Here is a 22,842-nt window from a genome sequence, read left to right on the forward strand (position 1 = left end):
TAGTCTATCCCCTATTAGTTACTACACATTGTTGATCGCTTGCTTGGGGAAAATTGCTTGTGCTGTCAAAGCCTACTCCGTCTCAACCGCGCCCTCGCCAAAGCTGGCTTGCTGCTACTGTTGCCTGGGTTCGACGCCGACGTATCAAATGGGGACGCGCCAGTCTCATCCTCGGTATAGTTGTAGCGATCGCGGCGATCGCTATACCCGCCCGCGCCTTGCAATCGCGGATCTCACCCAACCCGGCTCAGTTGGGCGACACCCTATCCGTCGCTGTGCAGCCAAATTCTGCGGGTAGTCCTCCCACCGTCAAAATGGGTGGTAAGACTTACCCCGCCTTTGCCATCGGTTCTGGAGAATTTCGGACTTTAATCCCGACAAGCCCCTTGGACAAGCCGGGAACGATAACGGTACAAGTGACAAGCGAAGGTGAAGTCAAAAACCTCTCGGTTCCCCTAAAAAATCGCTCTTTCCCCACACAACGAATTCGGCTTTCCGGTGCCGCCTCGCAGTCAGCGACACAGCAGGAACTGGATCGGGTAGCCGCCTTCAAACAACTGGAGACGCCAGAAAAATATTGGAACGGTATCTTTGTCAAGCCTAATGCGGGTCGCATCTCGTCAGGTTATGGCATTCGCCGCTACTACAACGGTGTTTTTGCTGAAGACTATTACCATCGTGGTGTTGATTATGCAGGTGGCATGGGTTCTCCCGTCGTTGCCCCCGCAGCTGGTCGAATCGCCTTAGTGGGTAAAGTATCAGAAGGATTCCGAGTGCATGGCAACACCGTCGGCATTGACCACGGTCAGGGTGTAACTAGTATCATGCTGCATCTGAGCCGCATTGACGTTAAAGAAGGTGACGTTGTCCAAGCGGGGCAACGGATTGGTGCCATCGGCTCAACGGGAGCCTCTACGGGGCCTCATCTGCACTGGGGATTATATGTTCACGGCATTTCTGTAGACCCTGTACCCTGGAGATTCCAAGGATTTAATTAGAACTTTTGGTAATAATTTCCTAAAAGTTCTTAAGTTTTACGAAATTTTGGGTTGACTTAAGGAAAAATTGTGGCAAACTGCCCTGTCTGTCGTACCACTGCGAAGCATACTTCCAAGTCATGAGCATAGAAAAGATTGTTGAACAAGCCCTACAAGATGGTTATTTGACGCCAGTGATGGAGACGGAAGTGGGGCGGATTTGTGATACTGCCTCAGAACTTTCTATCGAAGAGTATATGGCGTTGGATCGGTTGATGGGGGCACTCTTGACTGGAGAAGTCGTTGCAGTGCCACGCAAACAATTCATCAACGTGATGGAAGAGTTGGTACTTAGCGAGGCGATCGCTCACGTTGCCGAAATTGAAGCCACCAGCGATCGCGTTTTAGATGTTGGCGACATCGCTGCCTACGCCCTCAACCGCCTGCCTCCGCTTTATGCCACCACCGAAGAAGGTGCCCGGTATCAGCGCCAACGGGCAAAAGAGGAACTAGCGGAGTTGATTACTCAGCAAGTGAGTAGCGCCATTTCCCGTAACCTCGATCGCCCCGACTTCGGCTCTGAACGTCAAGCGATTTCTAAAAGCAAAGACGTACTCAGGAATATCAGCGACCTACTTCAAGGCTACGCGACTAACTTTGAGCAAAAACCCAACTCGTAGTAGTCTCTCGACCTATCTACAAACATATCTAGAACCCCTCTATTCCTCCCTGTTCGCGAGGGATAGAGGGGTTCTGATGACTGACGATGTAATGTGTGCAGGACGTTTAGGTGAGTTTATTGCCCAAATAGCGTCGGGAAAGAATTGCCTACCCGGTGCTATTTGCCTTTTCTAAGGCAGAAAACTCTGTTCATCCCTTAGCCGGAGAAGCTTTGATAAAAGAAGTAGGTCGCCATCGGAATCACTGTCGCTGCAATTAACAGGGCAATCACCCAGATTGTGGCTTTACCTGTTTCCGTGTCCTCTGCGGAGGTAAAGGTGCCTTCTACCTGAACAATCTGTTCAACAATTGGCGGGCCAGGATCGGGTTCGCCAGAGAGGACAGCAACAAGGCGATCGCTAGCATCCAATAACGCCTGATTATATTTGTTACCCGATCTCAGGGGTACCTGTACAGTTTCAGCAGAGACACTTTCAGCCGTGTCGTTAGGCAGAAGCGACTGAACAGATTCCCCTGTGCGAATCGCTGAATTATTCGTCAGGGTATCAATGACCAGTAACGTTTGATTGGCTTGCGCTTCTGGTGTAGGATACCATTTTTCAAATAACTGATTGGTAAAGCTTTCGATCGTCTCACCATAGTCGAGACGATGGACAGTCACCATTCTGACTTCCTTGCCTGTTTTCTTAGCTAAAGTTTCCAAATTGCCACCCAATTGACCTTCCGTAAGGCGACTGAGAACTTCACCTTTATCAACAATCCAAGTCGGTTCTCCGGCTGATACGTTGGGCATCTGATAGACACCCGTGGCGTTAGCTGGTGCCGCTACGATTCCCGCGAGCAAAAGGCTTAAAAGGAAGGCGAAAACTAATCGTTGTCGGTTTCCCCCCCTCTGGAAGATGGAATTGAGGAGCTGTTTCATGGCATCGATCTCAAACTTGACTTTTCCAAAAAATACTATAAAAGCTGAAGCGAAACTCACTTCTTAAAGTTGTGACATGCTACGGTTGATGATAATCTTCAGCCTACTCCCCAAGAGTGCCAGCTATGAGTAAAGCAGAAATTTATCGGGGTTGGATTGTCGAAGCCAGACCAGTGTTCTGTGTTCAAGTTTGGAGCGCTGGTGGTCAATGTATGATTCCGGTTCACAATGCCAAGACGGAGGAAGAAGCTCTCGAGATGGCAAAGCAGTGGATAGACCTGCAAATGTCTCCTGAAGGTTTTCCATCATCAACGAGTGATTCGTCTGCTTCTGACTTTGACGATGATGATATTCCCTTCTAGAAGATCGGTACACAATTAGCTGTGTAATCAAAAGTCTTCCCAAAAATATTTCTCTTGGCTATCAAGAATGTCTTGCTGCATTTCGTTTTTATTAGAACAGGGTGGGTTTTGAGGGTTCCGATATCGGTGAAACTTATAACTTCTCGTCTAAACCCGTCCCTACATCCCTACACATAAAACCTTTTTAAAAACGTCACTGAAGCCAGCGAAAGGCACGATGTAACTCAGCCATGCCATTATCCCGATACCAACGACCATGAGCGAGAATGATTTTCTCTGGGTTCCATTGGAGCATTCGCTGCAAACAGCTACGGGCTTGCTCCTTTTGTCCCCAAAACGTCATTCGCAAATCCAGCGGGGTTTTTCCATCAGGATCGGCATTACCTGCTAACTTAATCAACCAACGATACTTCTGAGTAACTTTGTTTAGCTCAAAGTTTTCGATGAGGTCGGCGAGGATTAGGGTAGCACTCTGGCGATGGAAAAATACTACTTCATCCATAAATCGACTGCCACGAAAGAGCAACTGGTCAAGATCTTCCGCCCACTGCGACGGCGGTTCATCTTCCAAATCGGCATGAAAAGTCACTTCGATCTGCTGCTGTGCTGCGCGATCGCGAACACCTGGCGATGCCCAAGTTGTGGCTTCTGGATAGGCTTTCGCCCAGGTAGCGATATGAGCATAATGGATTTTGTTCGGTGAAATGAGATGGCGCACTGAGCCAAGGGTGTCTATTTGGTCTTTGAGTGATTGAGTCAGTTCTATTGGCGAATGACACCATAACTCACCGTTGCTCAATCGCACAATCGTCATGCGCGTTGGGAAAGGAGTAAAGGTTCCGTACATTGCCATCCGCACAATTGGCCCATCAACAATCCAAATATCCTCATCAACAGATTTAAGGGTGTCGATCGGTTCATATAGCTCGATTCCATCGGGGTTCATAACGGCTTATATTTCAAGGGGTATGGGACTGGAGCGAGCAACATCAAGAGGCGATCGCCCCCAACTTTACAGAAGTACACTAACTCAAATAATAGTCATGGAACGAGAGATTACAGATAGCGACGGCATTACCTGGACATGTATTCAAGCCTATTCTGGGCTTGACAACAACGCAGCAAAAAAAGACGCGGCGCAGGTTAAAGGACAAGAGGATACCTACTGGGTCGTCTGTACGCCCAGTGGTGGCGCAAAGTCGGTGCGACTCAAGCTTGAGGGCGAATGGGAGAAATCCTACTCTGATGAGATGTTGCTCAATGAAATTCAAGCACAGCAGGAGGTATGACCAAAGCTAAATCAAGTGGTTTTGATTCGACAAAATGTTAGGCGGTGGTGTGCACGAAACGATAACCTACATCATGCTGCGTCTGCTGGCGTAGGTATCCATACTTTTGATCCCATTCTCCTGTCTGTAAATCCTCACGTAAGCTCGATAACCCTTGCTCTAATTCCTCGTCAGTTAGTTTGGCAAAGGATGAAATCCCACTACGAACACTGCTTTCCAGGTAAAGTTCTGGTCGTGCCCAACCAACCGCAGCAAATGAGTCTGACAAATCATGCGGCAACGCGAAAGGTATTGTATTCATGCCTGTACCCGTAATTGATTCGATTTCAGACATTAACTCTGAAATTGACAAAAACGTAGACTGTACATCTGAAACGAACGAGGGAAAATACTGCGTTAACCAAAAACTAAAAATCATTTCTGGATCGTAAGTAAATAGAACTATCTGTCTACCACCTGTAACTCTGTGGACTTCTTGCAAGGCTTGTCGATAGTTCTGAAAATGGTGGAAGGCAAGCATGATAATGGCTGCATCTGCCGATCGATCGGGCAAAGGCAGATTTTCAGCATCAGCGTCTATCCATTGAATGGCAGGATGAGCGATCGCCTGACTCCGCATCGTAGCTGATGGCTCAACAGCAAGGACACGATACCCATGCTCAGCGAGTACAAGTGCGTAGGAACCTGTGCCAGCGCCAATATCTGCAATAGTAGATACTTGCCGGGATGTCAGAATTTCTAGCAGCTTTGCAGCAATACGTGGATCGCTTCTTCTAGTTTGGGCGTAGGTTCCCCCAATCGTGTCGTAAAGTGCCATCCCTGCTTCCTCAATGCTTTGCAGTAAATTTAGCACTTGCTACTGAATCGATCGCAAAAAAAGTAGTCCTTGTGAGACTACTTCTGCATCATATAATCAGTGCCAAAGAGTGCCGAAGAAATAATTATCCAGCAGTAAGCAATGGAACTGGAGCGAGCAACATCAAGAGGCGATCGCCCCCAGTCTTACAGAAGTAAAATAACTCAAACAATAGTCATGGAACGAGAGATTACAGATAGCGACGGCATTACCTGGAAATGTGTTCAAGCCTACTCTGGGATTGACAACAACACAGAAAACAAAGACGCGGCGCAGGTTAAAGGACAAGAGGATAGCTACTGGGTCGTTTGTACGCCCAGTGGTGGCGCAAAGTCGGTGCGACTCAAGCTTGAGGGCGAATGGGAGAAATCCTACTCTGATGAGATGTTGCTCAACGAAATTCAAGCACAGCAGGAGGTATGACCACAGCCAAAGCAAGTTGTCTGGGCAGTACCGTAAAGTGCGATCGCGCATATTGCAACTGGCAATGGTCAGACACAAAGCAAAAACAGCAGGATAATCTGTCTCGTCTGCTAGATAATTTTCACGTTTAGTTGACTTTTGAACACCCACCAACAGCCGTTAAAAAACGACTGCCACCGGGGACTTGTTAGGTTGCTGGCTACTGACCCATTTGTAGTTTGCGCCACTGTGCTGCTTTCTTATCCATTTCTTTGATGAACTCATCTTTGCCATCCATATATCTATCGATATTTGTTGGATGTTCTCTTGCTAACTTGCGCTTTAGCTCACTGTATCTCTGCGCGTCTTCAGTATGAGCAATCATATAATCTCGAAACGCCAAGTGACGTTCTACCTGCTCTGAACCGACTTCAAAAGCATGAATATGATGCGTTCTGACACCTTCTTGGCTGTCTTTACGAAAGTATCGACGATCAGGAATTCCAAATTCACCCATCACTTCATAACCAAGTGATTCCATTACTGAACTCTGCTCATCTACTTTAATAATGTCTTTGACTTCAACCAACAGATCGATAATGGGTTTTGCATAAATACCAGGAATGGCTGTGCTGCCGATGTGATGTATGGCGACAACATTTTCGTCCAAGGCATCGACAACATGCTTCGATTCAGCCTCAAATGCCTCTTGCCACTTTGGGTCATGTAGGATAACTTCGACTTTCCTCATAATTTAATTAGACTGATTCTGTCTGCCTAATACTTCCGATGCGGGTGATTAAACTGAAAGTTCGCAGTCTAAAATCCCAAAATGGGTGATTAGACTGCGAGTTGTCTGTATATTAACCCTGTGTAGAGGGATAAAGAAAAAAAGTAGTCTTTGTGAGACTACTTTTGCATCATAGAATAAGTACCAAGGATCGCAGATGAAATAATTTCTAGCAGTAAGCATGAAAACACTTTCTCTACTTCGAGAAGGTATTCTTGTTACAGGCTAGGTTAAGCATTCGATGAACTCGGCATAACGATTTCTGCTGACTTCACAAATCCGTAGTAAAACGCGATCGCAGCAGTTAGAGCATTGAGCCAGATATTATTTCCAAAAAGTGGTGTCAGCCCAAACAGAGTATTTGCAAAAGGCAGCAATCCTAAAATAGCACCTGCTGCATAGAGGAGAGCGAAGATGCGATTGAACACAATTGATCCGCTTAAGCTAGTAAATCCAGCAATTCCCCAAACACCTACTAAAATGCCAATTGCATTATGAAAATAGTTGGTGGGGAATACCCCGAATATATAGCCGAAGCCTGGTTCGGAGGTAAATTCAAGAGAGGGAGTGACAAAAGCAGGCACAAATCCCGCTAAGCCAAGTAACAAGAAAAGGAGACCTAGGCTTAGAGCTGTGTAACGAATTGCGGAATTTGAAGATTTTGATGTTTGCATGGCAGTATTTTATTTTGAGCTTCAAAAATTTTTAATGTGGACTAGACAACTGTTTTATTGTTGTTGCGATAAACAAAAGACAGTTTGTAACTGACTGTTCAATTTCTTAGTGAATTAAGTGGAGTACATCCCGAAGAACGCTATAACCACCTAGATCCCAAACAAGATAGGCGACAAAACCAAGCATTGCTAGACGACCATTCCATAGCTCTTGCTGTGGGTTCCAGCCAAAAATCCAGGCATTACGATCAGAACCGTTGTAAGCCGGAGCGACTGTAGGGACTTGGGCGTTACTGGTTGTTGAATTCTTCATAGTGGATAGTTCTCAATGAGGCTGTTTCTAGTTTTTATGCTATCGAGTAAATTCGTTGGCATTGTCTGCCGTTAGAATTGAACTTCATCTATATCTAAAGATTCGATTTGTAACGCTCGATTGTTAATATCGATACAAGAACAAGTATCCTTATTTATCAATAACATAAGGGAGTAAAAGTCCGGATTTTTACTTCGGAAGATTGACATCAAAATCGATCGAAAGTCCAATGGCTAATCGAGAACAGTTTGCTTATAAGAGTGCAAGATGTCATTTGCGCTCATTGGTGCCGGGAGAAAAATTCGTTTTTCACACCAAAAGAAGCGAGGGCATCATGCTGAGGCAGAAAACCGATATCGGTTCACGATTAAGGCGAAGGCACTTACTGGGAATGTTTTTGGCAGGCATCACTGGGGCGATTGGATCAGCCTGTACCACCAACTCTATACAGAGAATTACATCGATGAGAACAGACAAACCACAGAATCAGGATCAGGCGTCTATGAATGGACGCCTGCTGGCACGACCAACGCAGCCTACAGGAACGGCACCAATCGGTCTGCAACCATTGGGACTTTCTACCAAGCGGGACGGACTCCTCTACGTGCCTAAAAATTACCAAGCTTCCCGACCCGCGCCACTGGTAGTGATGCTGCACGGCGCAGGCGGCGACGCACGCGGTGGATTGATGCTCCAAAATCTCGCCGACGCGGCTGGACTAATCCTGCTGGCACCTGCCTCACGCCGCCAGACGTGGGATGTGCTGTTTGGTGAATATGGCCCCGATATCACCTTGATCGATCAGGCACTGGCGCAGACGTTCAGCCGCTATGCTGTAGACCCCACTCGTCTTGCGATCGCGGGCTTCTCGGATGGGGCTTCCTATGCGCTCAGTGTTGGCATCACCAATGGCGACTTGTTCACCCATGTCATAGCATTCTCGCCGGGGTTTATGGCACCCGCTTCACAGGTTGGCTCACCGCGTCTGTTCATCTCCCACGGCACGCAAGACTCTGTTTTACCGATCGATAATTGTAGCCGTAGGATAGTGCCGCAGGTGCAACGTGCTGGCTACGATGTGGTTTATCGGGAGTTCGACGGTTCCCACACAATTCCTCCGGCGATCGCACTATCCGCACTGGAGTGGTTCACGGCGTAGCGGGATATTTTCGTACAAATTCTAAATTTATCAACCTGAATGAACACAAAAGGCACAGTAGTATTCGACATCATCGGCACCTGCTTCAGTTTGGACAAGCCCCGCCAGAGATTGGTAGAGCTGGGTGCCCCTCCTCATGCTCTCGAACTCTGGTTTGCCCAAACCTTACGGGATGCCTTCGCCCTCTCCCATGCAGGTAGCTACCGACCACTCAAGGAAGTCCTAGAGGCAGAACTGCCCCGGACGCTCAAGGTGTTAGGAATTGAGGCAGATAACGACAAGCGATCACACATAGTAAAAGCCTTCTCCGAACTGGAGCCACAGCCAGAGGCTCTAGAAGCTTTTCGCCTTCTAACGACAGCAGGCTGGAAGCTAATCGCCCTCACTAACGGCAGTAAGGACTCCACCCATAAGCTGCTAAAACAAGCCAATGCTCTTGAGTACTTTGCCAGCATCTTCTCTTGTGATGCGATCGGGAAGACAAAGCCGCATCCGGATGTCTACGCCTTGCCGAAGCCAGATTTCGAGGGTGATGTCTGGATGGTTGCGGCTCATGCTTGGGATATTGCAGGTGCCGCCTGTGCTGGTTTGCGAACGGCTTTCATTAATAAGCAAGAGAAGGAATACCTCGGTGTTTATCCGCAACCAGAGATAATCGCTAGTGATTTGGTTGAAGCCGCGAACCGAATTGTGGAGGGATGACACGCTCGTTAAGGCGAATAGGGTTGGCTTTTGCCAGGAATTTATCAGGCTTTCTCCTTCAACTGGTGCTTATTAAGAGTGCCAGTGGGCTGTTTTGTTTAGCGATTTAGCAGTGATTGAATGCGCTGTGGCGGCAAAAATATTTTGTAGGCTTGACCAACAATTTTAGTCTTTGGTACAAATCCCCAAACGTGAGAGTCAAAACTATTGTTACGATTGTCGCCTAAGACAAAATAGGAATTAGCAGGCACGACCGTTGTTCCCCATTGATAAACGGGGGATTCGGCAATATAGGTTTCTTGTAAGGGTTGGTTATTAATATATACAATGCCGTTGTTGATGCGAACGGCTTGCCCCGGCTTGCCAATGACGCGCTTGATATAAAATTGCTCTTTGTTTTTATCAGCTTGGGAGTCTAAATCTTTAGCCGCTTGAGGAGCTTTGAAGACGATAAAATCGCCAGTTTCGGGAAGATAATTGCTGGGTTTTTTAACAAAAATTTTGTCACCTACTTGTAGAGTAGGAAGCATTGATTTACTAGGAATTTCAAAAATTTCGACTTCCTGAGCAATTACCTGAGGTAAGTAACTTCCGAATAACTGGAACGCTAAAACCGCACTTACAATCAGGAAGATTTTTAAATACTGTCGATTTTTTTGGCGCTTGGGAAAGCTGATAAAAGCATGGTAGCAGCTAACGGCAGAGATAATCGGGCTAAAAATAAGTAACTGTGAAGAGAAGGATTTTAGAGCAGAAACAATAATGAGCAAAGATAGAAAAAAAGCCCCAAGAATGGGTTTTTGCAGATAAAAATGTCCTAATCCCGGTAAAACTCTGGAAAGAAAAACCGCAAACCAGGGATTTTTGTGGATTCGGGGAATTTTTTCGAGTTGCGGATTGTTGAGCTGCTGAAAAACTGAAGCGTGGGCGTCAAAGAGACTGGCAATGTAGAGAATGCTGATGGGGAGCAAACAGTATAAGCCAGTAATGGTATTGCCAGTAGGACTGAAAATTGACCAAATGGCGATCGCGATCAGTGCTAGCTGGCTAGCAGCAAATGCTATTCCCTTGAGTGTCTTCCCAGCGTATAGCTGTCCGATACCGGGAAAAAACATGGAGAGATTAACCGCTAACCAAGGTTCAAACATACCGCAAGTTTTGAGTCAGTGAGCTAGGGGTTAGGGTTTTTCGTCGGTACGCAAAACTTAAAGGCTAAATTTTGCAGTCGTTACTATTATCGCTGCGAAGTGGCGATCGCCCGGTAGGTTATTAGTTTTCAATCCCGGCACCTATTTTATCTAGGCATCATGCCGGATAACCTGCCTATCATAGAGAAGACTCTCTTGAGATGGTATAACTTCTCTCCCCGATGATTGCCCCTAGCGAGTTTAAGTGCTATCTACAAGAAATCTGCCGCCGCTACGAGCAGTGGTGGACTGTGGATGCTTTGACTGAAATGATCGCGGATCGACAGGCAACCTTCTCATTTGAGCAGATGGTGCAAACTGAGGAGAAGAAGCCAAGGGAGAAGCCGCAGATAGTCTCACTGCCAATAGTCAAAGGAATCCAGAATTACGTCAAATCTGAGCATATTTTGCTGGTAGGTTCGCCAGGTGTCGGCAAATCAACGGCGCTTTTGCGTTGTTTGGTCAGTTTTGCAAAAGAAGAGCTTGGGAAAGCAGAACCTCGAATTCCCGTGCTGGTTCCGTTGAAAAGGTACAACGTCCGTTTTTCTAGCTCTGAAGATCCTTCAGGGATGTTGACTCTGATTAGAGAGGCGCTTAAGCCACAACTACGACTGAAAATTTCAGAAGTTGAAGAACTACTGTTTGAGGAACGGCTGATTCTGCTCTTGGATGGCTTGAACGAGATGCCAGCAGACACAGTTCGTACACAACTGAAAGCATTTCGTGAGGAGTGCGATAAGATACCATTCATCTGCACAACGCGAGAGCTAGGCAGCGGCGATTTGGGCATCAAAAGAAGGTTGGAAGTTCAACCGCCTAGCCCTCTAGAAATCAATCGCTTCTTGCGAGAATGTATGCCCGCTCAAGCGGAACAGGTGTTGCAATTGTTGAGCCGAGACAATCGAGAGTTAAGCCGCACGCCATTTGTCTTGTGGATGCTGTATCACTTGTTTCAGGAGACGGGCGCTGTTGTAGAGACTTTGGGAGAGGCATTCCGTCAATTTTTTCAGTCTTTCAAAAAATACAAGGAAGACGCACCCGTTACAGATGAGCGTCGCAAAGCTTGGAATCCTTGGCTGGAACATCTGGCGTTCACAATGCTGGACTCCCCGGAGCCAAACGATCCTGGCTTAGTAATCTCTGATGAGCAAGCAGAAAAAGTCCTTGCTGAAAGGTTTGGCGATCTTCATGGTGCTTCATCCCGGATTGAAGAGTTACTGAAGTATCACTTTTTGGAAAGAGTCTCTGAGAAGGAAGTTAGTTTTCACCATCAACTAATCCAGGAATACTATGCGGCGGAATACTTGCTGCAATATTTACCTGAACTTCTGAGGGATGAGGAAGGTGAAACGCAACTAAAATGTTACTATCTCAACTACCGAAAGTGGACAGAACCCCTGGCACTGATGCTGGAGTTAGTGGAGGAGCAGACACAGACAGTACAAGTGGTGCAGTTAGCTTTAGAGGTAGATTTGAGGCTAGGAGCGAGGCTAGCGGGGGCAGTAAAATCACAGTTTCAGGAACAAACAGTTAGTTTAGTTAAAGGACTAGTAATTCCTCAGTACCTCGAAATACGTTTGTTAGGTATAACGCGCTCTGGATATGCTGTTACTTCCATAAAACAAGCCTTGAAAAATGAAAATTTTGATACTCGCACTTTAGCTATTTCTGCTCTAGGGGAGATTAATAATGAGGCTACAACTTCCGTTTTGATCGAAATTTTAGAAGATAAAAACGAAGATTCTATGATTCGAGCTACAGCAGCTCGTACTTTGGGAGAAATCGGCAGTAGCAAGGTAACTTCTTCTCTAATTAAAGCTTTAAAAAATACTCGTTTAGTCCAAACAATAATTTTTACTGAAATAAAAGAAAATGTCTCTCAAGTTCCAAATCAAACTTTACTCGAAGCCCATAGTAGAATTTCTACAGTTTGTAGGAGTATTATTGAGACGTTAGGAAAAATTGGCAACGAATCTGCAGTTCCTATTTTGATACAAGTCTGGCGAGATCCAGATTCGATGTTTTGCTATGAAGCTGCTGTTACTCTGAGGAAAATTGGTGGTAAGGTTGCGGTTTCTAATTTACTACAGGCTTTAAGAAAACCTAGTCAAGCTAATTGTATTGCTAGCAGCTCTGCTTATGCATTTGGAACGGTTAGAGATAAAGCAGCAGTTCCTGATTTAATGCAAGCGTTGAAGGACAAGAACAATGAGTCTTTATTTCGTCATGATGTTGCTATTGCACTAGGCGAAATGGGCAGTGAAGATGCAATTTCTCTTTTACTCCAAATAATCGAAGACAAGAATGAAGAATCTTTAGTTCGTTACGGTGCAGCTTATGCATTAGGAGAACTTAGATGTAAGAATACAATTCCCGCTTTACTTCAAACTATGGAAGATAAAGACGTTCAGATTCGGAGTGGTGTTGCTTATGCCTTAGGAAAAACTGGTAGTGAAGAGGCAATCTCTATTTTAGTTAAAACGCTAGAAAATCAGATTGAAGACCAGAATGTTCGTTCTGCTGCTGCTTATGCCTTAGGAAAAATTGGTAGTAGAACTGTAATTACTCATTTAGTTGAAGCTTTAAGCGATCAAGAATATTCAGTTCGTATGCGTGCAGTAGAAGCACTAGGTGAACTTGGAGGTAGTACAGAGGTTCCATTAATAATAAAAATATTGGAAAATCAAGATGAGTACTATGATATTCGCCATACTGCTGCTTACGTGTTAGGAAAAATTGGAACTGAGGCAGCTATTAGGGGACTACTATCGGTTTTAAAAGATAGAAACCCACATATTCGTCGGAGTGCTATCGACGGATTAGAGAAAGCTAAATCTGAGAAAACTACTACTAAGTTGATAGAAAATTCATTAATAAGCTGTTTAAATGACGAAGCCTTTTTTGTTCGTCAGAATGCTGCTTATGCTTTAGGAAAAATCGCTACCTCTGAAATACTAACCAATCTGACTGATCTTCTACGAGAAATGGGAGAAACAGATTTACTAGATACAATTTCTCACATCCAATCACGCTGTGGATTCTACAACTACGAAATTGCCCAATCTAGCCCATCAGAACTGCCAAATGCAAACGGTAATGTACAAAATGAATTCATCCAAGGAAGACTTAACGTGACCAACAACTTCAACTTCGATCAACGCGGAGCAAGCATCGGTGTTAATGTCGCTAATGAAGGTAGCAACATTAAATTCATCCAACATGCGAAGCAGAGTATTAACATCTCCGAGCAAGATCTTGCGGAAGCTGCTCAAAAGATTCAAGCTCTCTTGAATCAACTCGCTCAAACCTATCCCCCTACCACCGAAACCCAACAACAAAACTTTATCCAAAAATTCTTAGAACAGCTTGAATCTACTCCTAACCTCATCAAAGTTCTCCTCGCAGGTGGCATCGAAGGACTGAAAATTCTCTGTCCTCCTGCCGGAATTCCTGTTGAAATGGCACGTCGTCTCTACGAAGTCGTGCAAGAACGTCACAGTCAACGGTAAGCAAAGGAGAACAAATCATGCAAATCACCATCGAACTCCCCGACGACATCGCCAATCAACTGCAACTGCAACCCGCCAACATCTCCCGCCGAATTTTAGAACTCATCGCGGCTGATAACTATCGCCAAGGACGCACTGGCGCTGCCCAAGTCCGGCGAATGCTCAACTTATCATCCCGCTGGGAAACCTACGAATTCCTCAAGCGTGAAAAAGCCCACTTGCCCTACACTGAAGACGACTTGGAGCAGGATGCACAAGCTATTGGCAACGTTTTAGCCAAGGAATGATTATTGTCTCCAATACTTCCCCAATCAACTACCTAATCCTGATTGGTCACATCAACCTTTTGCCCGAACTGTTTAGGCAAATCATCATTCCCCAGGCAGTTTACAGCGAACTGTCCGATGCATCTGCCCCCTCACCTGTCCAAACTTGGATTGCAACTCCACCCGATTGGCTCAACATTCAGCCTGTCAGCCAATCTTCGGATGCAATTCTTGATCTACTCGATCCTGGAGAACGCGAAGCCATTCTTCTAGCCCAAGAACTCAATGCAGATTTACTTTTATTAGATGATATGAAGGCACGTCGCACTGCCACAGAAAGAGGATTTGCGATCGCGGGCATCCTCGGAATTCTAGATCAAGCAGCGACGATGAAACTCATCGATCTACCTGCTGCTGTCCAAAACCTTCAAAGTACATCCTTCTGGGCATCTGACAGTTTGTTTCAAAAGTTGTTAGATAAGCACTTGTGAATTACCTTACTTCCTGAGTAAATCCCCGGAGATCCCCCTAAATCCCCCTTCAAAAGGGGGACTTTCAAGAGATAGCAAAGCTTCCTCTGGCTTCCCCCCTTTTTAACCCTGGCTAGGGGGGATCTATCCAATCATTAGGCAACCTAGCCAGTTAACATTACTTTAGAAACAGTCTCTTAAGTTTGTCGATTAAGCAGCATCGAGCCAGCTTGGTCTACTGGTAGCACAAGCACCTCGCTGATATTGACGTGAGGGGGGCGCGTGGCGCAGTAAAACACAACGTCAGCGATATCTTCTGGCGTTAGGGGAGTCAGTCCCTGATAGACGGTTTTTGCACGGTCTGTATCGCCATGAAACCTCACATTACTGAAGTTAGTTTCCACTAAACCAGGGTCAACGGAACTCACCCGCACGGGGGTTCCCAGTAAGTCTTGCTTTAACCCTTCGGATATAGCACGAACAGCGGCTTTGGTGGCGCAGTAAACATTGCCACGGGGGTAGGTAAAATGTCCGGCAACAGAACCAATATTGATGATGTGACCTTTCCCGCGACTGACCATTCCTGGGACGATTTGGCGCGTCATGTACAGCAGCCCTTTGATATTGGTATCGATCATTTCTTCCCAGTCTTGGATGCTGCCTTCCTGTAGCTTGTCGAGTCCGCGACTGAGTCCGGCATTGTTGACGAGAATATCAATGGCTGACCAAGGTTCTGGGAGGCTGTCTAGGGCAGATTCCACAGCGGCGCGATCGCATACATTAAACGGCAGTACATGCACCTGGCAATTTGTTTCCTGAGAAAGCTTTGCTGCCAGTGACTCAAGCTTTTCCGGGTGTCGTGCTACCAAAATCAGCTTGGCATTGGCTTGAGCAAACATCTCAGCGCAGGCTGCGCCAATGCCGCTACTAGCACCCGTAATCAAAACAACTGAATTTTGCAAAGAAGCCATAAAATTTGGGATTTTTAGCTTCTAGAGTAATCGAAAATCGCCGATTGGTTGGTGTGAGGGCGAAAAAAGCGATCGCACAACCGGGAAGGTAAAGAGTGCAACCGCAGGATAATCTAACGCTCTACTACATTCAGGCGCTGAGTAATAGTAGTCATCCCATCCCCTCGAATTAAGACGGCGGAAATCCACTGTCCATCTGGGCGTAGGGGGGCTTTACCTACTTTGAAAATTCCTCCGGCTGAGAGCAACTCTAGTTCAAACTTTGAGGGACTCATCAGGCGATCGCTATTAACCGGTTCTTCCATGGCGGTTCCTAAAAGTAAGGCATCGCCGAGGGGTTCTTGGACAATGGCGTCAAAGCTGTACTGCTGCCCTACTCGCACCTGTTCGGGTAAGTTAACCTTCACGGTGGGGGGATTCTTACCAGACATTAGCTGAGTGCGCTCGGCAAGAACTGTCTGCTCAACAATTTTTTGGTCATCGAAGCGCTGACGCGATCGCAATGTCGATTCTAGCTTCACCCCAGATCCGGCATCAGGCTGCGTCCCCGTAATGTAGGTAACGGTTTCGGCAATAATATCATCCCCTTTTGCTTCCCAAGATTTCAGTTCAGTGCGGTACTTCAGCTCTGGATAGCGCTCCCAAAGCTGAGTTAAGGAGCTTTTGAGGGCATCACGAGTTAAGCCGTCGGTATGGGTGAAGTTTGGGCTATAAAACTGCATTACCCCCTCAAGGTTACGAGCGTTGGCGGCGACATCAATTTGAGCGATCGCATTTTTCAGCTCTTCTGGTGCCGTTTCTGGGCTAGCGGCTTGGGCTGGGCTGAGGAAGGAAAAAGCCACGAGCAAAGAAGCAACCAGGTTGAACGGTTGCCGAAAAGAGGTTACAGGGTTACGCATAGCGTGGTAGTAGTGGTGATTAAACAAAGGGAATCTAATTTCTATCGTTCTATCTTAGCGGGGAGTCTGATGGGGTTATCGTACTGCCACCAGTACCCTAGGTTTAGTTATAGGTACGACGATATCCTCAAATAAACAAAGAGGCAGGTCGAGTACCTAAATACCCTCGCCAATTTATAACTGATTTTTGATTTTACCCGTTGCTGCCTAGGAGAAAGATGTCTAAGTCACCCATTCGATTGCTGATTGCTGCTAGTGGTACGGGGGGACATTTGTTTCCGGCGATCGCTCTTGCTGAACAGTTATCTGATTATGAGATTGAGTGGCTAGGCGTTCCAGATCGCCTAGATCGTGAGTTAGTTCCCGCTCAGTACCCCCTACATACGATCGCCGTTGAAGGATTTCAGCAGCGGTTTGGACTAGGCAGCGTGCGAATCCTCAAGGGGCTGATTGCCTCAATTCGGGTGGTGCAACGACTGCTCAAAAATCGGCAAATTGACGCCGTATTTACCACAGGTGGTTATATTGCCGCTCCCGCAATCATGGCGGCGCGATTCCAAGGTTTACCTGTTATTTTGCATGAATCCAATGCCATACCTGGCAAGGTAACCCGCTGGCTCAGTCCCTTCTGTAGTGCGGTGGCGCTAGGGTTTGAGTCGGCGGCTCAGTATCTTCCCAAAGCAAAAACCGTTTATGTAGGAACGCCTGTGAGGGCAAACTTTCAAAAGCCGTGCCAGCTAGAGTTACCCATTCCGGATCATGTGCCCTTGATTGTCGTGGTGGGCGGTTCCCAAGGCGCGATCGCGGTTAATCAATTTGTGCGTCAGTCTGCCCCTGCTTGGTTGGCAACAGGGGCTTGGGTGGTTCATCTCACAGGCGATAAAGACCCTGATGCTAAAAGCCTGGAACACCCGCAGTATCTTTCCCTACCCTTTTATGACAATATGGCAGGACTATTTCAACGTGCCGATTTAGCCATCAGTCGTGCAGGTGCGGGGACGCTAACCGAACTCGCCGTCACCCAAACCCCCGCCCTTCTGATTCCCTTTCCCTACGCGGCTGAAGATCACCAAGCCTTTAATGCGAAAATTTTTGCCGATGCTGGGGCGGCGTTAGTTTTCCGTCAGTCGGAACTGACAGCGGAAGTGTTAGAAAGTAAGGTTTTGCATTTGTTGCGATCGCCAGAATTATTGCAGGAAATGGCGCACAAATCCGGCACTCTCGCTGTAACCGATAGTGCAAAACGTTTAGCGGCTTTAGTGAGTGATTTGAAGGATAAATAATCTCTCATGACACCAAGGGAATTAGCCCTATGGGGTGAGGCTTCTGAAAAATTGCTAAGGTTTAATAAGTAATAAAGTTGCCAAATATTACAAAATTAATGCTCATACAATAGCACCTAAAATAGCAAAAATATTGCAAAGTAGTTCCTGCTGAAGCAATTTTTATTAAGAGTTGAAAGTGTAGGGGTGAGAGACTTTGCTCCTGATATAGCCTCAAACTGAAAAAGCAATAGTCTCCGATAATTTATTGATAATTTTACTGCTTAAACTTCGCGAGAAAACGTTTAAATACTCTAGACAAAATTAATGATGTATGTCTAGAAGTTTTTCCTAGCCTACTTCAGTCAATGAAGGTTAGAATATTCCCCATTGTCTAAAAACAACTTAAACCAAAACTAAGTGCAATCTAATCTTATTGAGTCCAATTATCCTTCTACAAGGAAACCAGTCAACAATGGGCGTTCAGACCTTCCTTTCACCCTACAAGATCTAAAGTCTGCGATTCCGGCTTCTTGCTTCGAGCCATCCATTGCGCGTTCACTTTCGTACTTTTTCCTTGATATTTCTCTAATTGGTCTGCTCTATGGGGCGGTCTATGTTCTTAATTACTGGTGGTTTTTGCCTATATTCTGGCTAATGCAAGGCACTATGTTCTGGGCATTATTTGTGGTTGGACATGACTGCGGGCATGGTTCTTTTTCTAAGAAGAAATGGCTCAATAATTTAATTGGACATCTGGCTCATACTCCAATTTTAGTTCCTTACCATGGTTGGCGTATTAGCCACAGAACCCATCATCAAAATACGGGTAATATCCAGACCGATGAAAGCTGGTATCCCCTTACTGAAAGCAAGTATCGGATGACGCCTTGGTGGGAAAAATTCTTGCGCTTTGAAGCCTTCGGGGTACTTTTTGCTTACCCACTTTATCTGTTCACGGGTTCTCCTGAACGAGAACCAGGCTCACATTTTCTTTCTAGTAGCCCTTTGTTTCGACCTTCAGAAAAGTGGGATGTTATTACCAGTACAGTTCTCTGGACGTTAATGGTTAGCTTTTTAGGCTGGCTAACATTCCAATATGGCTGGCTATTTTTGCTCAAGTATTATCTTGCACCTTATCTCGTGTTTGTTGTTTGGATTGATCTAGTAACATTCCTACATCACACTGAGTCTGATATTCCCTGGTATCGCGGTGAAGAGTGGTATTTTCTTAAAGGTGCGCTATCCACTATTGACCGTAACTATGGGTTAATCAATGGTATTCACCACAACATTGGGACTCATGTCGCCCACCATATCTTCCTCAATATGCCTCACTACCACTTAAAGACAGCTACAGAGGCAATTAAACCTATTTTGGGAGACTATTATCGCAAGTCTGACGATTCTATCTTCAAATCGTTCTTCACCTCGTGGCGTAGCTGTCGTTTTGTAGAGGATGAAGGTGGGAAGGTTTTTTACCAGTCCAAAGCCTTACCGAAATAAGGCTTATCTGAGCTGATTAATTAGTCGTTTAGTTGGGGTGTATTAATAGAATGCACCCTACTAAAAAGCATTGTTTATCATAAATATAGAAGGCACTGCCGCGTGTGGTGGGAGGTTCGTTCTTTCTACAACCTCCAGGTAAGTCCTGTTAGTCTCTCTCCATTAACTAAAAACCTTTATGAAACTTAGACTACTGACAACAGCCGCACTGTTACTCTCTGGGTTAACGGTTCCCGCGATCGCCCAAACTCCCGAACAGACGCAGCCAAATCAGAGCGTTGACGTTCTCGAAGTCTGCGCCCAAGGTCGTGCGGCTACTTTACCCATTCCGTTCTCAGACCTTTCACCGGATGATTGGGCGTTTGAAGCGGTAATGAAGCTGTATTACTGCGGTGCCTATAATGGTTCGCTTCCACCGGAACAGGTTAGACCATTTCTGCAACCGCGTCCAACCCAACCCCTTAGTTTCTCTCCCGCTCCTGATCACAGCAAATTCAACCAAGCTTCCATAGAGGCGGTGAACTCTGTGTTTAAGCGCAGGGCAATTTGAGGAGTAGAAAGTGATTGGGCATAGGCGGGGGTTAGGAAAGGTTGATAGATCTCGGCTTCTGGGGTGAGCTGCTTGATGAATGCCAAACTAACGCCTCGGACGAGCTGACGTAGGGGTGCGGTTTCTTCGCCAATATTCTCTTTGACGAGGGTACTTTGAGTTAATGATTTGTTGAGGTTATCGGGGTCAGTGACGCTCAGGTGAGTGCCTCCGATGGCGCTCAGGAGGTATTTGCTGCCGGGGTTTAGCTGCTGAAATACTCGCAGTTGATGGTCTAAAGAGGGGGTGACGGCATCTTCTGTCCCCGTCAAAATTAGGGTGGGGACGGAGACTTTCGCCAGACCGTTTTTGCCAAATAGCCGCCCTGAAATAGTATTTAAGGCGAGGACTTGCACAATTCGCGGATCTCGCAGTTGAATTTTGTCATTGGGTAAGTCAGCCGCTGCACACTGGAACCAATCGGCTGGCGATCGCCCCAAGGGACTGCGATTTTGGCAAAACTGCCGCAACTCATCTAGGTTCAGTTCTGCTCCAGCTAGGGACAAGGCGGTGTACCCCCCTAGGGAGTGACCAATGATACTAACTTGTTGCGTGTTAAATCTGCCCTGCCAAAAGCCATCTTCCTGGTTGAATTGGGCTAACTTATCCAGGACAAAGCTGACATCTTTAGGACGGTCGAGAAACTCAGAGGCAGGTAACAGGTCGCTGGGATTATCCGAGACAGAGACATCCGTTAACCAGGTAATATTACTGCCTGGATGCTCTAGAGAGACAACCGTGAGTCCGTGGGAAGCCAGATGACGCCCCAGATAGGTGAGAAATCTCCGGTCAGAGCCGAAGCCGTGGGAAATAACCACCAAGGGCCCGGAGGAGTTTTGGCTCGAGTAAATGTCGATTGGGATCGTCCGTTGTCGAGAGCGATCGCGTAGAACAACGGTGTTTTGATTTACCCATTGGTTCCCTTCCGCTGCTGGGTCAAAAGTGGCTCGGAAGCTGTTTTCTGTCGGAACCGTTAATTCTCGTTCTAAGATGGGGCCGAGCGCCTGACTTTGTAGGTAGGAAGCATTAAACTGAATGGCGATCGCCAAAGCAGAACTGGCATCCACCGTCACCCTTTCCTCTGGGTAAGCCCGCAAAAAACCCACCACACTCAACCCATCAACTTGTCGAGCGGCAAGGAATATGGCAGCTTGCAATTCCTCAATTGTGCTACCCGGTAGTGCTACGCCAAGTCTGTTAATTAACCGCTGACCATCAGTTGTGCGGAGGTGGTCATTGACGAATTTATCAATCATGTTCGGATCGATTTGCAGCCGTCTTGACAGCAACTGCTGGACTTGCGGCGTCAAGATGACACCGAAGGGTTTGAGGGCGGGTGATAGTTCCCCTGTGTTGGCAAACGCCTCTAAATCAGCGATGGGGACTGACTGCTCAAAAGGGCCTAACTTGAGAATCAGACGTTCTGCCGCCTCAGCAGGCACAGCAATACTACAGGCTAAAGCTACTGCTAAGGTACAAATACCGTGCATAACATGCCTATACCGACGACTCAGGGAGCTACCCTGTGGGTTGCCCGCGCTCCTGAGAGGAACCTGCCTGAGCTGAGGTTTTGTCACCGCCATTCTCTGTTCTCCTAGTGTTACTGGTGTCCTGTCTTGATGCTGTTCCAATAGTTTGCTATTCAATCCGTTGAACTGAAACCTCATCATGTCAATGGGAGGAGCATTTGAGCATTCCACAACACTCCTACGATCGCATCCAAGTTCTACAAGTTTCCTAAGTTGGGGGATTGGCAAAACGAGGGAGTAGGGGAGATGAGGAGAACTGATAACCTCTAATTGCTCATCCTTCACCCTTTCTGAGGGTAGATCCCTGGAGACAAATCCAGCAACTACACAGTGCAAAAAAAAAGGACGGGAATGTCCCGTCCGGGTTGTTTTTAGGAATTGTCTGTCCTTAAGCGCCTAATACTAGACTAGTTTCAAGTCTGGGTAGGCAGCCAGCAAGTCATCGGAGGTCAGAGTATCGCCTTCGGCTTGCGGTGTCCAGAGAATTTCGAGTGCGAGGAGGCGTTCGCTAGAGATGCCACCAATTTCACGCAAGGCTTGACGCAGGTCATCGGAGCTATTGATGGTGGAGAGTTTCAAAATACCTTCTGTACCCACTAAGAGGGTGACAATAATGTATTCTCCTGGCCCTTCAGTCTGTTGCGCCAATTCTCCACCACTTCCTGGCAAAGCCGGATTGTCCGCGCCTTGTCGTAGTTGAGCGTTGACGTTAGAGAGAGTTTCTTCCGTAAATTTGCTGCGTTCTGCGAGGGCGAACTGGTTAAACTTGGCTTCTGCGGCTTCTAACCCGGTTTGCTGAGATTGGGTCGCACCGTATACCCAGTATTCAGGGTGACGGAGGAGGGCAAGGGTTGCCTCTTGTAGAACTTGCGCTCTCCCTTGAGCAGAACCTGTATCAGCAGCTTGTGCCAATTGGTCTAATTCGGTTTGCAGATTTCGGGCATTGGAGAGGAGACCAACTTGCAGACGCGCTACAGAAACTTTTGGGCTGCCATAGGCTGTCACGTCGTTTTCACCACCGATCCCAGTCCGACGGAAGCTTTGAATTAGGAAGTTGGCGATCGCAAAGAAAATCAGAACACCAAAGATACTACCGAAGCCACCGAATAATGGGAAGGGTAACAAGAACGGAAAGCCAAAGCCACCGCCGCCATACCCATAACCACCATAGCCCCCACCCGGTGCGCGATAGCCACCGCCAGGAGGTGAATAGGTGCGTCCCGGTGAGCGGAATGATCCCCCTCCGATTCGACCGCCACTCCGTGCGGCTAAGGCGCTGCTAGCATTCCCTAGTACTAGGGTAAAGACTAGTCCAAAGATGAACAGAGATTTCAAAAAGGGCTTGATGGCTGAAAGTAGTTTGTTTCGCATAATATTAATTACCGTCCGAGCTGAGTAAACTGTAGCGGCTCTGGTGGATCGGTACATCTTTCGACCGACAAGTCTTAAGGAGGAGAACCGAATCGATAGGGACAGCAGAACCGTACTAGCTCCATCTCTAATTTACCGTTACCCAACGCCCGCTCA

General features: G+C 46.7%; 26 protein-coding genes. 15 read left to right on the top strand and 11 right to left on the bottom strand.

Going from position 1 to position 22,842, the window contains the following annotated elements; translation table 11 throughout:
- Positions 1-59 precede the first annotated feature (59 nt).
- Both AC5JR3_RS21170 and AC5JR3_RS21175 read left to right on the top strand, forming a co-directional pair.
- A complete protein-coding gene (locus tag AC5JR3_RS21170; protein ID WP_495848551.1) occupies positions 60-998 on the top strand; it encodes a M23 family metallopeptidase in 939 nt (312 codons plus the stop codon).
- 119 nt (positions 999-1,117) lie between these two features.
- The gene (locus AC5JR3_RS21175; protein ID WP_495848552.1) at positions 1,118-1,657 is read left to right on the top strand and encodes a late competence development ComFB family protein; all 540 of its coding nucleotides are present in this window, start codon (positions 1,118-1,120) and stop codon (positions 1,655-1,657) included.
- A 197-nt stretch (positions 1,658-1,854) separates the two neighbouring features.
- Here the strand turns inward: AC5JR3_RS21175 and psb32 are convergent, their stop codons facing one another.
- Positions 1,855-2,580 carry a photosystem II repair protein Psb32 gene (gene psb32, locus AC5JR3_RS21180; RefSeq protein ID WP_495848553.1) on the bottom strand — a complete coding sequence of 242 codons (726 nt, stop codon included), beginning with the start codon at positions 2,578-2,580 and terminating at the stop codon, positions 1,855-1,857.
- A 125-nt stretch (positions 2,581-2,705) separates the two neighbouring features.
- Between psb32 and AC5JR3_RS21185 the strand changes: the two genes are divergently transcribed.
- Entirely contained in the window at positions 2,706-2,942 is a 237-nt protein-coding gene (locus tag AC5JR3_RS21185) for a hypothetical protein (protein ID WP_495848554.1), read from the top strand.
- Positions 2,943-3,135: 193 nt separating this feature from the next.
- Here the strand turns inward: AC5JR3_RS21185 and AC5JR3_RS21190 are convergent, their stop codons facing one another.
- Positions 3,136-3,888 (bottom strand): DUF4336 domain-containing protein, encoded by a 753-nt coding sequence (locus AC5JR3_RS21190; protein ID WP_495848555.1) that lies wholly within the window; start codon positions 3,886-3,888, stop codon positions 3,136-3,138.
- 97 nt (positions 3,889-3,985) lie between these two features.
- On the opposite strand from AC5JR3_RS21190, the gene AC5JR3_RS21195 reads away from it, so the two are divergent.
- Entirely contained in the window at positions 3,986-4,231 is a 246-nt protein-coding gene (locus AC5JR3_RS21195) for a hypothetical protein (RefSeq protein WP_495848556.1), read from the top strand.
- A 37-nt stretch (positions 4,232-4,268) separates the two neighbouring features.
- Here AC5JR3_RS21195 and AC5JR3_RS21200 read toward each other — a convergent pair whose 3' ends face one another.
- Entirely contained in the window at positions 4,269-5,084 is an 816-nt protein-coding gene (locus tag AC5JR3_RS21200; protein WP_495848557.1) for a class I SAM-dependent methyltransferase, read from the bottom strand.
- 105 nt (positions 5,085-5,189) lie between these two features.
- On the opposite strand from AC5JR3_RS21200, the gene AC5JR3_RS21205 reads away from it, so the two are divergent.
- Positions 5,190-5,510, top strand: a complete 321-nt coding sequence (locus tag AC5JR3_RS21205) for a hypothetical protein (protein WP_495848558.1) — start codon at positions 5,190-5,192, stop codon at positions 5,508-5,510.
- Positions 5,507-5,641, top strand: coding sequence for a hypothetical protein (locus tag AC5JR3_RS21210; protein WP_495848559.1), 135 nt, complete (start codon positions 5,507-5,509; stop codon positions 5,639-5,641). The genes AC5JR3_RS21205 and AC5JR3_RS21210 overlap by 4 nt, the downstream gene beginning before the upstream one ends.
- A 68-nt stretch (positions 5,642-5,709) precedes the next feature.
- Here the strand turns inward: AC5JR3_RS21210 and AC5JR3_RS21215 are convergent, their stop codons facing one another.
- From AC5JR3_RS21215 to AC5JR3_RS21225, 3 genes are all read right to left on the bottom strand, one after another.
- Entirely contained in the window at positions 5,710-6,240 is a 531-nt protein-coding gene (locus AC5JR3_RS21215) for a GrpB family protein (RefSeq protein ID WP_495848560.1), read from the bottom strand.
- 269 nt (positions 6,241-6,509) lie between these two features.
- Positions 6,510-6,953 carry a DUF4383 domain-containing protein gene (locus AC5JR3_RS21220; protein ID WP_495848561.1) on the bottom strand — a complete coding sequence of 148 codons (444 nt, stop codon included), beginning with the start codon at positions 6,951-6,953 and terminating at the stop codon, positions 6,510-6,512.
- A gap of 106 nt (positions 6,954-7,059) precedes the next feature.
- Positions 7,060-7,266 (bottom strand): high light inducible protein, encoded by a 207-nt coding sequence (locus AC5JR3_RS21225; protein ID WP_495848562.1) that lies wholly within the window; start codon positions 7,264-7,266, stop codon positions 7,060-7,062.
- 267 nt (positions 7,267-7,533) lie between these two features.
- Between AC5JR3_RS21225 and AC5JR3_RS21230 the strand changes: the two genes are divergently transcribed.
- The 3 genes from AC5JR3_RS21230 to AC5JR3_RS21240 are packed head-to-tail and all read left to right on the top strand — an operon-like array spanning position 7,534 to position 9,127.
- Positions 7,534-7,878 (top strand): hypothetical protein, encoded by a 345-nt coding sequence (locus tag AC5JR3_RS21230; protein ID WP_495848563.1) that lies wholly within the window; start codon positions 7,534-7,536, stop codon positions 7,876-7,878.
- Positions 7,769-8,425, top strand: coding sequence for an alpha/beta hydrolase (locus AC5JR3_RS21235; protein ID WP_495848564.1), 657 nt, complete (start codon positions 7,769-7,771; stop codon positions 8,423-8,425). Before AC5JR3_RS21230 ends, AC5JR3_RS21235 begins: the two co-directional genes overlap by 110 nt.
- 39 nt (positions 8,426-8,464) lie before the next feature.
- Positions 8,465-9,127, top strand: coding sequence for a haloacid dehalogenase type II (locus AC5JR3_RS21240; protein WP_495848565.1), 663 nt, complete (start codon positions 8,465-8,467; stop codon positions 9,125-9,127).
- A 98-nt stretch (positions 9,128-9,225) separates the two neighbouring features.
- Here the strand turns inward: AC5JR3_RS21240 and lepB are convergent, their stop codons facing one another.
- Positions 9,226-10,275: a signal peptidase I gene (gene lepB / locus AC5JR3_RS21245; protein ID WP_495848566.1), complete on the bottom strand. Its 1,050-nt coding sequence runs from the start codon at positions 10,273-10,275 to the stop codon at positions 9,226-9,228.
- Between the two features lie 497 nt (positions 10,276-10,772).
- On the opposite strand from lepB, the gene AC5JR3_RS21250 reads away from it, so the two are divergent.
- The 3 genes from AC5JR3_RS21250 to AC5JR3_RS21260 are packed head-to-tail and all read left to right on the top strand — an operon-like array spanning position 10,773 to position 14,580.
- Positions 10,773-13,823, top strand: a complete 3,051-nt coding sequence (locus AC5JR3_RS21250; protein ID WP_495848567.1) for a HEAT repeat domain-containing protein — start codon at positions 10,773-10,775, stop codon at positions 13,821-13,823.
- 17 nt (positions 13,824-13,840) lie between these two features.
- Entirely contained in the window at positions 13,841-14,110 is a 270-nt protein-coding gene (locus AC5JR3_RS21255) for a UPF0175 family protein (RefSeq protein ID WP_495848568.1), read from the top strand.
- The gene (locus AC5JR3_RS21260) at positions 14,107-14,580 is read left to right on the top strand and encodes a PIN domain-containing protein (RefSeq protein ID WP_495848569.1); all 474 of its coding nucleotides are present in this window, start codon (positions 14,107-14,109) and stop codon (positions 14,578-14,580) included. Before AC5JR3_RS21255 ends, AC5JR3_RS21260 begins: the two co-directional genes overlap by 4 nt.
- Before the next feature lie 176 nt (positions 14,581-14,756).
- On the opposite strand, the gene AC5JR3_RS21265 is transcribed toward AC5JR3_RS21260, so the two are convergent.
- Positions 14,757-15,530 (bottom strand): SDR family oxidoreductase, encoded by a 774-nt coding sequence (locus tag AC5JR3_RS21265; RefSeq protein WP_495848570.1) that lies wholly within the window; start codon positions 15,528-15,530, stop codon positions 14,757-14,759.
- A gap of 113 nt (positions 15,531-15,643) precedes the next feature.
- Positions 15,644-16,429, bottom strand: coding sequence for a nuclear transport factor 2 family protein (locus tag AC5JR3_RS21270; protein ID WP_495848571.1), 786 nt, complete (start codon positions 16,427-16,429; stop codon positions 15,644-15,646).
- Positions 16,430-16,647: 218 nt separating this feature from the next.
- On the opposite strand from AC5JR3_RS21270, the gene murG reads away from it, so the two are divergent.
- The 3 genes from murG to AC5JR3_RS21285 all read left to right on the top strand — a co-directional run bounded on the left by murG (position 16,648) and on the right by AC5JR3_RS21285 (position 19,747).
- A complete protein-coding gene (murG, locus tag AC5JR3_RS21275; RefSeq protein ID WP_495848572.1) occupies positions 16,648-17,712 on the top strand; it encodes an undecaprenyldiphospho-muramoylpentapeptide beta-N-acetylglucosaminyltransferase in 1,065 nt (354 codons plus the stop codon).
- Positions 17,713-18,111: 399 nt separating this feature from the next.
- A complete protein-coding gene (locus AC5JR3_RS21280; RefSeq protein ID WP_495848573.1) occupies positions 18,112-19,197 on the top strand; it encodes a fatty acid desaturase in 1,086 nt (361 codons plus the stop codon).
- Between the two features lie 178 nt (positions 19,198-19,375).
- Entirely contained in the window at positions 19,376-19,747 is a 372-nt protein-coding gene (locus AC5JR3_RS21285) for an S-layer protein (protein WP_495848574.1), read from the top strand.
- Here AC5JR3_RS21285 and AC5JR3_RS21290 read toward each other — a convergent pair.
- Positions 19,681-21,369: an alpha/beta hydrolase gene (locus AC5JR3_RS21290; protein ID WP_495848575.1), complete on the bottom strand. Its 1,689-nt coding sequence runs from the start codon at positions 21,367-21,369 to the stop codon at positions 19,681-19,683. The genes AC5JR3_RS21285 and AC5JR3_RS21290 overlap by 67 nt on opposite strands.
- Before the next feature lie 348 nt (positions 21,370-21,717).
- Positions 21,718-22,686: a DUF1517 domain-containing protein gene (locus AC5JR3_RS21295; protein ID WP_495848576.1), complete on the bottom strand. Its 969-nt coding sequence runs from the start codon at positions 22,684-22,686 to the stop codon at positions 21,718-21,720.
- Between the last annotated feature and the right edge of the window lie 156 nt (positions 22,687-22,842).

It is taken from the genome of Kastovskya adunca (assembly GCF_059505785.1).